The 14,008-nt window shown below is 45.1% G+C and carries 13 protein-coding genes; 8 read left to right on the top strand and 5 right to left on the bottom strand.

Going from position 1 to position 14,008, the window contains the following annotated elements; all coding sequences use genetic code 11:
• Positions 1–4: 4 nt before the first annotated feature.
• From A4R26_RS24590 to A4R26_RS24605, 4 genes are all read left to right on the top strand, one after another.
• Entirely contained in the window at positions 5–4,531 is a 4,527-nt protein-coding gene (locus A4R26_RS24590; protein ID WP_081169185.1) for a DUF6443 domain-containing protein, read from the top strand.
• Between the two features lie 14 nt (positions 4,532–4,545).
• Positions 4,546–4,953, top strand: coding sequence for a hypothetical protein (locus tag A4R26_RS24595; protein ID WP_081169186.1), 408 nt, complete (start codon positions 4,546–4,548; stop codon positions 4,951–4,953).
• Between the two features lie 119 nt (positions 4,954–5,072).
• Complete coding sequence (locus A4R26_RS24600; RefSeq protein ID WP_081169187.1) at positions 5,073–6,128, top strand: RHS repeat-associated core domain-containing protein; 1,056 nt, start codon at positions 5,073–5,075, stop codon at positions 6,126–6,128.
• An 8-nt stretch (positions 6,129–6,136) separates the two neighbouring features.
• Entirely contained in the window at positions 6,137–6,676 is a 540-nt protein-coding gene (locus tag A4R26_RS24605; RefSeq protein ID WP_081169188.1) for a hypothetical protein, read from the top strand.
• Positions 6,677–6,713: 37 nt separating this feature from the next.
• Here the strand turns inward: A4R26_RS24605 and A4R26_RS24610 are convergent, their stop codons facing one another.
• The 4 genes from A4R26_RS24610 to A4R26_RS34665 all read right to left on the bottom strand — a co-directional run bounded on the left by A4R26_RS24610 (position 6,714) and on the right by A4R26_RS34665 (position 9,524).
• A complete protein-coding gene (locus tag A4R26_RS24610; RefSeq protein ID WP_081169189.1) occupies positions 6,714–6,923 on the bottom strand; it encodes a hypothetical protein in 210 nt (69 codons plus the stop codon).
• 204 nt (positions 6,924–7,127) lie between these two features.
• Positions 7,128–7,862 (bottom strand): PRC-barrel domain-containing protein, encoded by a 735-nt coding sequence (locus A4R26_RS24615; RefSeq protein ID WP_081169190.1) that lies wholly within the window; start codon positions 7,860–7,862, stop codon positions 7,128–7,130.
• 99 nt (positions 7,863–7,961) lie between these two features.
• Positions 7,962–9,194, bottom strand: coding sequence for a cation:proton antiporter (locus A4R26_RS24620; RefSeq protein ID WP_081169191.1), 1,233 nt, complete (start codon positions 9,192–9,194; stop codon positions 7,962–7,964).
• A gap of 111 nt (positions 9,195–9,305) precedes the next feature.
• On the bottom strand, positions 9,306–9,524 hold the full coding sequence (locus A4R26_RS34665; protein WP_133054767.1) for a tunnelling fold family protein: 219 nt from the start codon (positions 9,522–9,524) through the stop codon (positions 9,306–9,308).
• A 57-nt stretch (positions 9,525–9,581) separates the two neighbouring features.
• Between A4R26_RS34665 and A4R26_RS24625 the strand changes: the two genes are divergently transcribed.
• From A4R26_RS24625 to A4R26_RS24635, 3 genes are all read left to right on the top strand, one after another.
• The gene (locus A4R26_RS24625) at positions 9,582–10,043 is read left to right on the top strand and encodes an SRPBCC family protein (RefSeq protein WP_242675009.1); all 462 of its coding nucleotides are present in this window, start codon (positions 9,582–9,584) and stop codon (positions 10,041–10,043) included.
• A 24-nt stretch (positions 10,044–10,067) separates the two neighbouring features.
• Entirely contained in the window at positions 10,068–10,538 is a 471-nt protein-coding gene (locus A4R26_RS24630; protein WP_081169192.1) for a TspO/MBR family protein, read from the top strand.
• 85 nt (positions 10,539–10,623) lie between these two features.
• Positions 10,624–12,054 (top strand): SDR family oxidoreductase, encoded by a 1,431-nt coding sequence (locus A4R26_RS24635; RefSeq protein ID WP_081169193.1) that lies wholly within the window; start codon positions 10,624–10,626, stop codon positions 12,052–12,054.
• 82 nt (positions 12,055–12,136) lie between these two features.
• On the opposite strand, the gene A4R26_RS24640 is transcribed toward A4R26_RS24635, so the two are convergent.
• The gene (locus A4R26_RS24640; RefSeq protein WP_081169194.1) at positions 12,137–12,826 is read right to left on the bottom strand and encodes a YceI family protein; all 690 of its coding nucleotides are present in this window, start codon (positions 12,824–12,826) and stop codon (positions 12,137–12,139) included.
• Between the two features lie 170 nt (positions 12,827–12,996).
• On the opposite strand from A4R26_RS24640, the gene A4R26_RS35495 reads away from it, so the two are divergent.
• On the top strand, positions 12,997–13,989 hold the full coding sequence (locus A4R26_RS35495; RefSeq protein WP_207625813.1) for a winged helix-turn-helix domain-containing protein: 993 nt from the start codon (positions 12,997–12,999) through the stop codon (positions 13,987–13,989).
• The last annotated feature ends 19 nt before the right edge of the window (positions 13,990–14,008 follow it).

Raw genomic sequence — 14,008 nt, forward strand, 5'->3', positions numbered from 1 at the left:
TTCTATGCCTTATATAACTGGCAAATTGTTTAAAGCGTTTATTTTACCAGTACTGGCAATAGCTGGTGTGCTATCTGTCCACGCTCAAGCTCCTGCCCCCTACCCGGCGGGCACCAACGTAAACTACATACGCACCTGGGATGCGCTGGTGCCTGAAGATAATGCCAATACGCTTATGACCAGAGACGTAAAGGATGTGCGACAAATCACCCAATATTTGGACGGTTTGGGCAGGCCGCTGCAGACAGTTGTAAAAAAAGGCTCGTTGGTAACCAATAGCGCCAACCCGGTATCTGCAGCCAATGCCATTGACCTGGTAAGCCCGGTGGTGTATGATGAGTTCGGTCGCGAATCATTTAAATACCTGCCTTTCGGCGCCAATAACAACGGGGGCAATACCTCTATTAGCGATGGCATGTTCAAGCTGAACCCATTTCAGCAGCAGGCGTTTTTTTATAGTGATACCCATGCCAACAGCCCTATTAAAGGTCAGGGAGAAACGACTTATTACAGCCAGGTAAAATTTGAGGCCTCTCCTTTAAACCGTGCAGAAGAGAACTTCGCACCCGGTAACAATTGGGCAGGTACATCGGCGCAGACAATTGAAGCCAATCGCCGGTCGGTAAAAACAAAATACTGGATCAACACCGCGGTAGACGTCGTGCGGGTATGGACGGTAACCAATAGTGCCCTCGGAACTTTTGGAACCTATGCCAGTACTTCCACTTATCCTGCCGGTGAGTTATTCAAAAATGTGACAGTTGATGAGCACAATAAACAGGTGATCGAGTTTAAGGACAAAGAAGGAAAAGTGATCCTTAAAAAAGTGCAACTGACAGCAGTATCAGATGATGGCTCTGGTAAGGATCATACGGGGTGGCTTTGCACCTACTATATTTATGATGATTTAAATAACTTACGTTGCGTGATCCAGCCGCAGGCCGTGAAGTTGATGAATGATGCAGCCAATTGGGATCTAACACCCTGGCTGGCGGAACAATGTTTTCGCTATGAGTACGATAAGCGCCAAAGGATGGTGATGAAAAAAGTACCTGGAGCCACGGAAGTGTACCTGGTGTACGATGCAAGGGACCGGTTGGTGATGACACAAGACGCACTGCTCAGGGCGGGCAATAAATGGATGGTTACCTTGTATGACGAACTAAATCGTCCCATACAAACAGGCCTGTTGTTAAATTCATATAATGCACCAGCTGCACAAAAAACATTTGTTCAGCATCTTGCAAGTGCTGCTGCCAGTACTGCCTATCCTTTTGCGGTAAATACGCCACCTACTACCGTTTATTGGGAATACCTGACCAAAACCGGTTATGATAATTACAGTGCTATTCCAGCCGCCAGCGGTCTTACTGATGCCATCGATAATTCGTATAACAGCAGTAACTACGGTATCAATACCAGCTATAACGTGTCACCTGATTACGCCCAGCAATTACCCGCTACCGCGTCATCACTGACCAAAGGCCTTGTAACATGGACAGAAACAAAGGTATTGGGTACTAGCACTTATTTGTATACTGTAAACTTATATGATGATAAGAGGAGATTGGTGCAGGTGAAAAGCAAAAACATTACCGGAGGAGCCGATCTGCTAACTACGCAATATAGTTGGTCTGGTCAGCCGCTGGCAAATATATTCAAACAGGTAAAATCGGGAGCCAATACGCAAACAACTGTCACGGTTACCAAAATGACCTACGACGATCTGGGCCGCCTGGTGCAAACCGACAAAAAAATTCAAAATTCCAATGTAAACGGCAATGCGTTGCCTGCCAGTTATACAACCATCAGCAAACATGAATACGATGCCCTGGGTCAGTTAAAGAAAAAGATGATTGGAAATAAACCCGGAGCCGCTGCCGGTACACCGCTTGCGAACCTGGAATATGATTACAATATCAGAGGTTGGCTGCTCAGCATCAATAAAGAATATATCACCGCCACTTCCAACAACGACCGGTATTTCGGCATGCAGCTGGGCTACGATAAAAACGGTATCCAGGGAACATTTGCGCCGCAATACAATGGCAATATTGGCGGCACGATATGGAAAAGTGAGGGCGACCAGCAAACCAGAAAATATGACTTCACCTATGATGCGGTGAACAGATTGACAAAAGCCGGCTTTACGCAATATGTAGATGGTAGCGGCGCCACAGCGACTTTTAATATAAATGCGGGTGTTGATTTTAGTATGGGCGGTGACCCGAACACGGGCGGCACCATGAAATATGATGCCAATGGAAATATAATTGAAATGTGGCAGACCGGCTTAAAATCCGGCTCATCTTCCGTTATTGATAAACTGACTTATTCCTATAATACCAATAGCAACAAGCTGCTCAGTGTATTTGACAATGTAACTCCTACCGCAGATAATGGCAAACTGGGTGACTTTAAAGACGGCAGCAATGGTACCGGCGATGATTACACATACGATGATAACGGCAACCTGATAGCTGATAATAATAAGGCCATCAGTTCGATTACTTACAATCACCTGAACCTTCCATTGGTTGTTACCGTCACAGGGAAAGGAACTATTGCCTATGTCTATGACGCCGCCGGCAATAAACAACAAAAAACCACTACCGAAACCGGGGCAACAGTAATGTATAATGGTACTAACTATACTGGCATAACCATTACTACAACCACTACTTATCTTGGTGGTACTGTCTATGAAAGCAAGGTTTATACGAATAATGCGACTTTAAATACAGCGCTGGGTTATACGGATAAATTACAATTTATCGGTCATGAGGAAGGCAGAATAAGAGGGCTATATGATAACAGTGCCAGCCCGAATACGCTTACCGGCCTGGCTTGTGACTATATGCTCAAAGATCACTTGGGAAATATCCGGAGTCTGTTGACCGAAGAGCAAAAAACGCAGTATTACCCCGCAGCCACCCTGGAAGGAACCACCAGCCCGCAGGCCAACAGTATGATCAATTACGAAAAACAGTTCTATAATATTGACAATACAAAAGTGGTGGCGGAAACTGATATTGCATCCTGGCCAACGGAATCGGTCGCCAACTCCAAACTGTATTATAACAATAATGGTAATCCGCCCTCGAATCTCAGTTACCCGTCTGGCTGCACCCCGGTTCAAACGGATGGCAGCCACAAACTCTACAGGTTAAATGCTACGAGCAATCGCACCGGGCTGGAGTTTGTGATGAAGGTAATGGCCGGTGATAAGATCGACATATTCGGCAAGTCATATTTTTTAAATACCGGCACGGTTAACAATTCCAATTCAACGGTCCTTGACCTGGCCTCAGTGATGGCCAGCCTATTGGGTGCTCCTGCCAATGCAATTGGCACAAAGGGTGTACTGGCAAGTGATTTAACCAACTGGAATACGGGACTAATTCCATCTTCTTTTTTCAGGGGCACGAATGGAGAAACGACTACCATCCCCAAGGCCTATATCAATTATATTTTCCTCGACGAACAGTTTAAATACGCCGGAGGTAATTTTAGCCGGGTAGGCAGTAGCGGAGTGGTGAAGGATCATTGGTCTGACGATGCCCAGTTACAGGACATTAAAGTTCCCAAAAATGGCTATATATTTGTGTATGTCAGCAACGAGAGCAATCTCGATGTGTTCTTTGATAACCTGCAGGTGATCCATAAGCCAGGGCCGATTTTGGAGGAAACGCATTATTATCCATTTGGGTTGACGATGGCGGGGATAAGCAGTATGGCGGTGAATTTCGGAACACCTGAAAATAAATATAAATTTAATAAAGGTGCAGAGTTACAAAACAAAGAGTTTTCTGACGGTAGCGGCTTGGAATTATATTCAACAAATTTCAGATGTTTGGATCCGCAATTAGGGCGCTGGTGGCAAATAGACCCCAAGCCTAACCAGGCTGAAAGTCCTTATGCTTCAATGGCAAATAATCCTATAGCTAATAACGACCCTTTAGGCGATACTATAGATTTTCCTGGTGCCACCGCGAAGTTTAAAGACCAATTTCAAGAAGCAACTACCTTTCTTGAGGCGCATAATGTGGGGGATTTGTTCCATGAAGCAAGTAGTAAAATAGATGGAACTATTCATGTGGTGGAAATAAGCGAAGGGGCTTCGTATTATGATCCGGAAACAAAAACTATTCACTGGGATCCAACCGGTGGTGTTTCTGTTGACAATGCTATATTATCTCCTGCAACCGTATTGAATCATGAGTTGGATCATGCTGTAGATCATAATAAAAATCCAAAAGCGCACGAGGAGAGAGCTGATAGAAATTCGCCAAATGGTAAAGATGCACAATATGGTACTAAGGAGGAAAAAAGGGTAATTGAAGGTACTGAACAAAAAACAGCAAGAGCATTAGGAGAGATCCCTAAAGGGTTTGTAACCCGTAAAAACCACGGAGGATATAATTATCCGACTACTGGTCCTACAACAACTAAATCAGCCGTAGAAGAATCTTTAATAAAGGATCGGGAATTTAAAAAAAGTATTAATCAAAAAAAGGATCCGAAACCTTGATTAAAATAATTATTATGATTAAACTGTTGTTTCTTTTTTTTAGCATTCAATTAATTTGTGAAAAAGGCATTTGCCAGGAAATGCATATAGATCGTATAACTGTAAAATATGTTAATCGTAATATTCTTACAATATTCGATATAAACTGTAACGAATTTGAAAAGGATTTAAAAGGGTCCATAAAAGAAAAGAATATTGAGGATTCCTTAATCCTTACAAATTTTAAACAATTATTAAAAACCATTAAATATGAGAAAAGAAATGGAAGCATTGATGTTAGAAATAAGCTTTACATCTATTATTCAAATAAATTAAACCCAGAAATAATATGCACAGATGGTTACAGAAAAATAATGCTGAATGGAAGAAAAATAAGAAATAATAAAAAACTTATTGAAATCGTAAATTCTTGGACTTTGTAAAATAATTGCCCCGTAGAAGTAACTTATTATTTTCCTTTTGGGTTATCTATGTACGATGTAAAAAATAAATCCATTAATTATACAGTTCAACGAAGTAGCTCGAAACCTCAGAAAAAGGATTGCGTAAGCGGTCCTTTTTTATTGGTGCGCCCGGCGCAGACGCAAACTCCTTTGATAACCTGCAGGTGATCCATAAGCCAGGGCCGATTTTAGAGGAAACGCATTATTATCCATTTGGGTTGACGATGGCGGGGATAAGTTCGAAAGCGTTGGGGTTTGGAGCGCCTGAGAATAAGCATAAGTTTAATGGTATAGAACAGAATAATGATTTCGATTTAAATACGTACGAATTTTTCTATCGCAATTATGACCCACAAATAGGTCGTTGGCACAGTTTAGACACCAAGCCTGTTGATAGGATTAGCCTCTATGCGGCTATGGCTAATAACCCTGTTAGATTTACTGACCCATTGGGTGATACTGCTGTATATTTTAGACCGGATGGCAGTTTCTGGAAATTTCAAGATGATGGGAAGAAAGAGTTTAGCGGTGTATTTTTTCAAAAAAGTACAACTACTTCTACTTATGAAAAGAACGGGGTACAATACGAAGTTCATACATACTCTGACGGTGTGAATTTTCAATTTAATGATGCCGCAGTCGATGTACAAGCAATCAAGAATGGTGAAATAACTAATATTGCAATGGCTACTGATGCGTTAGTTAATAATGAAATGGATAAGAGTGGCGTAAACAGCGCAGACACAAAGAAAGGGTTTAGTTATGCAAAAGAAAATTCTACTGCAGGTGGTAAAATGGATTATGGGATGCAACCTAATCTTCTTAAAAATACGTTCTACTTGAGAGAAGGAACGGCTTATAATGTAGCTGACTTTGGCAACTATTTGTGGGGCAGAGGAATGGCACAGTTAGAAGTAGATTTACCATTAGCTACAATCGGAGCTCATTACAATAATTTTGTGAATGGCAGAAGAGGGCGAGACGTAACGGAGAAATATAATTTTGGGCCGGGTACTTATGGAAGCCCAGGTTTATTTGACTCCAAATCAGACCAGCGAGCCATTATTAGCGGGTACATGAATAATCCAAAGTATCCGATGCTTCAACAAAGAGAATATGATAAATACAAAAGCATTCTATACACCGGGCATTAAATAATTTTATGAGGATAAAAATAGTTTTTGCTTTAAATTTTCTTTTACTGTTGAATGCCTGTAATGAATCAGGCCTTAGCAGCGATGCAAAAAAGATTTATGATAATAGACAAGAGTTAATGCAAAGGTTTAGTAATGTTGACGTTTGGCGACGAGGCGATAGTGCTTTTTTATTGCATATTTATAATGGAGAGAAAGCGAACCGTTATTTATTTAAAGGGAATAATGGGCTTAAGTTGCAACGCGATACAATTCAGTTCCGGTTAAGCGAGATTGAGCGTTTTAAAAATGTAGATACAATAAATCAAAATACAGGTGTGAGAGATTTACTTATAGAGTTGCTTAATAGTATGGATGCTTTAAACATTAGAGAAATAAGTAACGACCGCATGCGATTGGGAATTAATCCGGAGTTTTTTCTAAATAAAGGAGGAGTGGTTTTTTTTGTTAGGGATTTATCACTGGTAACGAATCCTGTGTGGCAGAACTACATTAAAGAATCAAAGGTTATAGGGGAAAATTGGTACTACAGAAGTAAGAAGCAATAAAATAACCAAAGCCGCAGCGCCCGCTGCGGCTTTTTAGTTACTTAGAACCTGCGAGATTCTTTTGCAGATCAGCTTTAAGCAGGTAAGCGGAAATAAAATCCTTTACAGTATTTAGTTGCTGCTGTTCGAGCTTTTGTATTTTTTGGAACATAGAAAGCAGTTCCTGGTCGCTGATATTTTTTTCCATGCGTTCAGTCACTGCACCAAACACCAACTCGTCAATACTTACATCCAGGATCTTCGCCATCTTTACTACCACTTCAATGGAAGGGGCCGCCCCGACGGTACCGTCGGGGCGTTATGCATTGCAAACGTTGATGTTGTCACTTCGCACGGATTTCAAATTAAAAAAAGGGCCGCCTCAGGTGAATATATTTCTGTTGCATCACCATTTCCATTTTATCATTTAAAAGATACGCTTTTCATAAAAAAAGCGCCCGCAGGCGCCATATCATATAAACCGGCCGTAATAGTTTGTCAGTATCCGGTCATAGTCATCGTTCAAATATTCATCTGTTTCATATTCAGGGCTGTTTTTTACCTGTTCAACAGTAGCTTTAATTACAACGTCAGATGATTCCCAGTTGATCTCGTTTATCCAGTTTGGGGAAATGATCACTTTTTTTCCGGGGAACCAATTGCCGGTATCCACCACCAGGTACCTGATCTTCCAGTTGCCGTCATCAACGATAAAATCCTCCACCTCTCCTACCGGCCCGTCAATGGCTTTGATATCGTAACCCGTTACTTTTTCGATGCTTCGCAAATGCGGATCGCCTTCCGTAGGATCGGGCACTTCTTCCGGTGAAGGCCCGGGCATCATCATGCCCGAAGTACCTACGCCCCCGGCCCAAAGACCGCCGGCCCAGTACCGTTCCCAGGGGTAATGTTTATATAATTCCATTTCCTGCTGCCGCGAAACCGGCTGTTCGGTATTGATATCCGGGCTGGTTTTCACCTGTTGCTGGGTGAGGTTGCTGACAAAGGTTTCGTTACTCCAGTCGAGCCTGGTAATGGCCTGAGGAGCGATCAGCACTTTGCGGCCAAACAACCAGCCGCCGGTTTGCACAACAAAATACCTGATCGTCCAGCTTTTATCATCGAAATAAAGATCTTTCACTTTTCCCAGTTCACCATCCGTTGCCGTGATCGTGAAACCCTTTAAACCCTTGATGTGTCTTTTCATAATGATAATGTTTAGTTACCGGTGATTATTGCATACAGGGATCGGAAGCGTTGCCGCTACTATAGGAATTTGCAAAAACTATACCCCCGCAGGAACACACTATCTGGTAAGTTTTTTCACCACCTTCTCGAGCGTTAACCCCTGTATGAGAATGGAAAACAACACGATCACATAGGTCACCAGTACAAACAAATGCCGGTGCATGTTCGAAGACAGCGACAGTGCCAGTGCAATGGAAATACCGCCCCTTAACCCGCCCCAGGTCATGATAATAAAAGTACTTCGGGGAAATTCATATTTGAACCTGAAAATGAAAGATGGTATAATGAGTGAAAGCAGGCGCGCAATAATAATGATCAGGATAGCGGCCAGCCCAATGTACAGGTAGGTGATCTGGAAAGGTATTACCAGCAACTCGAGCCCGATCAATACAAATAAGACGGCATTCAGTATTTCATCTATCATTTCCCAGAACATGTGGATATAGTGGTTGGTTTGCTCAGACATGGCCTCCCGGGCGCCTTTATTGCCAATGAACAAGCCGGCCACTACCATGGCCAATGCGCCTGAAAAATGAAATATCGGTGCAAGCGTGGTGCCGCCAATCACCACGGCAATAGTGATCAGCACTTCCGACGGGTAGTGATCGATGCGTTTCATCATCTGGTACGCAATATAACCCAGCAGCAGGCCCAGCGTTATACCCCCCACTACCTCCTTCACCAGCAGCAACGCAATTTCTTTGGTAGTTACTTCGGCTATTCCCTGGCTGGCAATATTGTACAAAGTTAAAAATACCACCACGCCAATACCATCGTTGAACAGCGACTCACCCGTGATCTGTGTTTCAATGGTTGGCGATATACCCGCTTTCTTCAGGATCGATAAAACCGCAATGGGATCGGTTGGCGATATAAGGGCCCCGAAAAGAAGGCAATGTATAAAGGGAACATCGAGGTTAAATAACGGTAATATGAAATACACGATACCGCCTACTATTAGCGTTGACAACATAATGCCTACGGTAGCAAATGTTATGATGGGGCCCCGGTACTGCCGTAACCTGCTAATATCAGTATGCAATGCGCCCGCAAACAGCAGGAAACCCAGCATAAAATCGAGCAGGAAGTCGGCAAAATCGAGCTTCAGCACAACCGATTTCAGATACCCCGTCACCGGAAGGGCCGAGCCGGCCAACAACATCCCCAGTGAAAGCATCAGGGAAAGGGCCATCAACCCTATAGTGGCCGGCAGTTTCAGATAACGTATATTCAAATAAGCCAATATGGCTGCCAGTGAGATAATGATCGCAATGAGTCTGAAGGTTTCCATGCTGCTGATTTTTTCCGGTCAAAATAATGAAGGGCGTAATGTACGAAAATACTGAATGGTAAGATCGCAATGAGCCGGCAATTACAACAGCAGGGATATCCGGCCGCTGGCTTAACGAAGGGCAGCTGTGTACCTGTATTTGTTTTCAAAGGGCGTCATATTCGGCAAACCGGCCGGATCGAGCCCGTTGAAAAATTCTTCCACATACATCTTTGCCACAGGGCGGGGTGTGCCGCGGAGGCTGTCGTCGTTAAGGTAGAGCCCAGGGGTTTCCATAACCTGTTTGAACAAACCTTCGATCGTTTCTATTTTTTTCCCCGTTGCAAACATATACCAATATTGTTCAACTTTTTATTAAATTTGTTAAACAAAACAAAACCACAGAGATTGTTATATACCATAGAAACGAAACAACTGATCAGGGCCGACCTGGCCAGTGTATGGGCATTTATGAGCAACCCCCGTAATCTGGCCCGGCTTACGCCGCCTTACCTGGGGTTTGAAGTGCTTAGCAAAGAAAACAATGACCATATGTACCCGGGACAGATCATCGAGTATTATGTGAAGCCGGTGCTGAATATCAAACTGCACTGGGTTACAGAGATCACGCATGTACAGGAAGGGGCTTATTTTGTAGATGAACAACGTTTTGGGCCCTATGCTTTCTGGCACCACAAGCACTTTCTTCAGGAAACAGCTGAAGGTGTTGAAATGCGCGACCTGGTGCATTATAAACTTCCATTGGGCTTACTGGGAAAACTTGCCAATGCGGCTTTTGTAAAAAAACAACTGAAAGGCATATTTGATTTCCGGTATCAGCAGGTAGAAACCGTTTTCGATGGCCGGTAAATTGGTGGTGTAAAAAGAGCTGACATGAATAAATGGTTGACCATCTTACTTTGTATCGGGCTGCCGCTTGCGGTTGGCAGCATATCGGGCTATGTGACCAGTCAAAACGTACAAACCTGGTATCCCGGCCTTGCCAAACCTTCTTTTAACCCACCCAATGCTGTGTTTGGCCCTGTATGGACCGTATTGTATATTTTAATGGGCATCTCCTTTTACCTGGTAATTCGCGAACCCTCCTCTGTGAAAAAGAAGCAGGCCATTATTTTGTTTATCATACAGCTTTTTTTGAATTTCTGGTGGAGCATTTTGTTTTTCCGCTTTCATTTGATTGGCGTTGCCCTTGCCGATATTGTATTGTTGTGGTTGTTCATCATTCTTATGATCCGCCAGTTTTACCGGGTATCGGGCAGGGCGGCCAATCTGCAATGGCCTTACCTGGCATGGGTAAGTTTTGCGGGCGTATTGAATGCCTCCATCTGGTACCTCAATAAATAATTTATTGTACGATATGAACTATCGCGGTTACCTGTCCCAAACCTGCTTCCTGCCCAATGGCATCTGACACTGAATAAAACAAGTTATGCATATACTGATCACTGGAGCGAATGGCTATATTGGTCAACGGCTGGCCCCGGTACTGGTTGAGCTGGGACACCGCATTACCTGCTGTGTGCGAAGCCGGCAACGTTTTGATACCAGTCATTTGCCAGCCGGCGTAAATATCATTGAAACCGATTTTTCGCCAGGCAGCCCGCAGGTGACATTTCCCGAAGACATTGACGTGGCATTTTTCCTGATCCATTCCATGCGGGAAGGGCCTTCCTTCGAAATGGCAGAGCAACAGGCTGCCACCAGTTTTCTGCGGCTGACAGAAGATACCCGTTGTCAGCAAATTATTTACCTGAGCGGCATCGTGAATGCCAGCCATCTTTCAAGACATTTATCATCGAGGCTGGCGGTTGAAAAAATACTGCGGATGGGCAAAGTGCCGGTGACCGTACTGAGAGCCGGTATTGTAGTTGGCTCAGGCAGTTCATCGTTCGAAATCATCCGCGACCTGGTGGAGAAGCTGCCCATAATGGTGGCTCCGAAATGGCTGAACACGAAATGCCAGCCGATCGGTATCCGCAATGTAATCGGTTTTCTGACCGGAATACTTTTGCGGAAAGAAACATTCAACCAGGATTACGATATTGGCGGCCCCACCGTTCTTACCTATAAACAAATGCTGTTGCAGTTTGCAGCCGTGCGCGGCCTGCATCGACATATAATTACGGTACCGGTGATGACACCGCGGTTATCGAGCTATTGGCTGTACTTCGTAACCTCAACCTCCTACCCCCTGGCAGTAAACCTGGTAGATAGCATGAAGGTAGATGTGGTATGCCGGCCTAACGACCTTGCACAGCAGTTGGGCATTACTTTGCTTACCTACAGGGAGGCGGTATCGCTGGCTTTTCAAAAAATTGAACAGCAGGAAGTGATCAGCAGTTGGAAAGATGCTTTCAGCGCTTCCAATGCCAACCCGCAGATCATCAGGAATATCGAAGTGCCGGTATTCGGTTGCTTTAAAGATACCCGGCGCCGCACCATCACTGGCGATGAGCAGGCGGTGCTGCAAAAGATATGGAACATTGGAGGCAATACAGGCTGGTATTACGGTAACGCACTTTGGAAGATCCGTGGCCTGCTCGATAAAGCATTTGGGGGAGTTGGTCTCCGGAGAGGCCGCACCAGCCCTTTACGCATATCCAGTGGCGATGCACTGGATTTCTGGCGGGTACTGGTAGCCGATAAAACGAACAAACGCCTGCTGCTGTTTGCTGAAATGAAACTACCTGGTGAAGCCTGGCTGGAGTTTCAGATCGTTCAGGAAAACAACCAATGTAGTCTTATTCAGACCGCCACCTTCCGGCCCAAAGGCATTTGGGGCCGGTTGTACTGGTACAGCGTACTCCCTTTTCATTATTTTATCTTCAATGGCATGATCGATGCGCTGCTGAAGCCCTAAGGTGGCTAACGGTATTTGACAATAAAAAACTCCACTTTTCAGTGAAGCTTTTGGTGACCGGGCCAATTAAGCCGATGATTTTTTAACAGGCCTTACTATTGCTGTGAAACCGTAAAACCAGCGATATGGGTACCAGGTCTTCCAGCAACTCGTCTTTTACCAGCCCCATTATACTGCCCGACTGGTACGTGATGCCCCATTTCGTACGGTCAATTATGAGCGACGCTGTGGCAACAAGATCCTCCCCTTTTTTGACGATGGTGGCCGGAAAATGGATCTCCTGTGTAATGGCCCGCAGGGTCAGTAGCCCGGTAATATAATAAGAAGAATCGCCCGAAACTTTAATTGCTTTGGTTAGTTGAAACGTACCCTTGGGATACTTTCTCACATCAAAGAAGTCAGGGTCTTTCAGGTGCGATACCAGCCCGTTATTGCTGCTCGTGTCTTTCTTGTCGGTAAGGGTAATGGTATTCATATCAAGTTCAAAATAGCCGCCGGCAATAGCGCCGGCGCCATCGAAAGCCAGGGTACCCGTGCGGGGTTTGATATAACCCTGATGTCCATTTCCTCCCACAACAGAATTGCCTTTCCAGTTGACAAAACTTTCCGGTATAACAAGGGAATAGCCCACTACCCTTCCTGCCGGGATGGAAGGCGCCGGTGAGGCAATAGCAAGTGCGGGAGCGTCGACAGCCGCCCCGGAACGATCGCGGCAGGCAATGGCGCCGGTGAGGCACAAGGATGCGCAAACGTACAATAAGATTGACCGCATAAGATGTTGATTTTTGTGATGATGAAAGCGGAAAAAAGCAAACCCGGGTTGTGATACAAACCTACATTGTGCGGGCGCCGGAGTGGTAAAAGCGTAGTAAAAACTTTGTAAACGAATGTAAAATGTGGCCGGCGCCACCGTGGCGCGCCGGGAATGCCGTAATTTTAAGTATGAGCTGGAAAGCCCTGCTGGCAATTGGCACCGCCCTTATAGTCATTGTTTCCTGGACTGCCATCCGGGGCCGCGCTACCCTGCCCGCTACTGATGAGGCTACTGAAAAGCTGGTGATCAGGCAGATCGGCCATCAATTGCTGTTACAGGCCGGCGATTCTTCCTCCCGCGTCCTCCCTGTGGAAGAGCGGGCGAACAGGGAATACCTGATCCGGTTTGCGGCGCCTTTTACCTTTTTTACCGATAGCCTGGTGGGTACTGTGCGCCGGATAATTGCGGCCAACAGCCTGCCCGCCAATTATCTGGTGGAAGTGATCCAATGCGATTCACCGGCCGAAGTGATCTTCGGATTCCAGATCTACAAAGACAGTGCCCGCAATGTAGTACCCTGCCTGGGCCGGCTGCAGGAAAGATCCTGTTACAAGATCCGGATCAGGTTTACGGAAACCCAGGCAGCCGGTATGCACCCGTTTTCAGGCGGCCTGATGGCAGGCAGCCTGGGGGCTATGCTGGTAAGTTTATTATTCCGCGTATTTTATATAAGAAAAAGAAGTACTGCCGGCAAGCCAGGCAATATGCCAGCCCCGGTTGCCTTAACCGGATTAACGACAGATGGTCAGGGACCGGAAAACATTCAACCCGATCTGCCGCCGGAAGCAATTAAACAGGAAGTTCCGGCATCGAGCGGTATTGCTATCGGTAACCTGGTTTTCCTGCGGGAAAGTCAGCAACTGGTAACTGGTTCTTCCATCATTATGCTCACAGCCAAAGAAGCCAAACTGTTGCATGTATTTGCCTGCGCCCAGCAGGAAGTGATAGATCGTGATCAGTTGATGAAAGAAGTGTGGGAAGACGAAGGCGTTATCGTTGGCCGGAGCCTGGATATGTTCGTTTCGAAATTGCGGAAAAAGTTGCAGGCAGACCCGCGCATAAGCATCCTGAATGTGCATGGCAAAGGGTATAAGCTGGTTGTTGGTCGAGCGGGGGGCTGAGTATTTGCTGTATTGCTCA

It is taken from the genome of Niastella populi (genome assembly GCF_002078015.1).
Classification (GTDB): Bacteria; Bacteroidota; Bacteroidia; order Chitinophagales; family Chitinophagaceae; genus Niastella; species Niastella populi.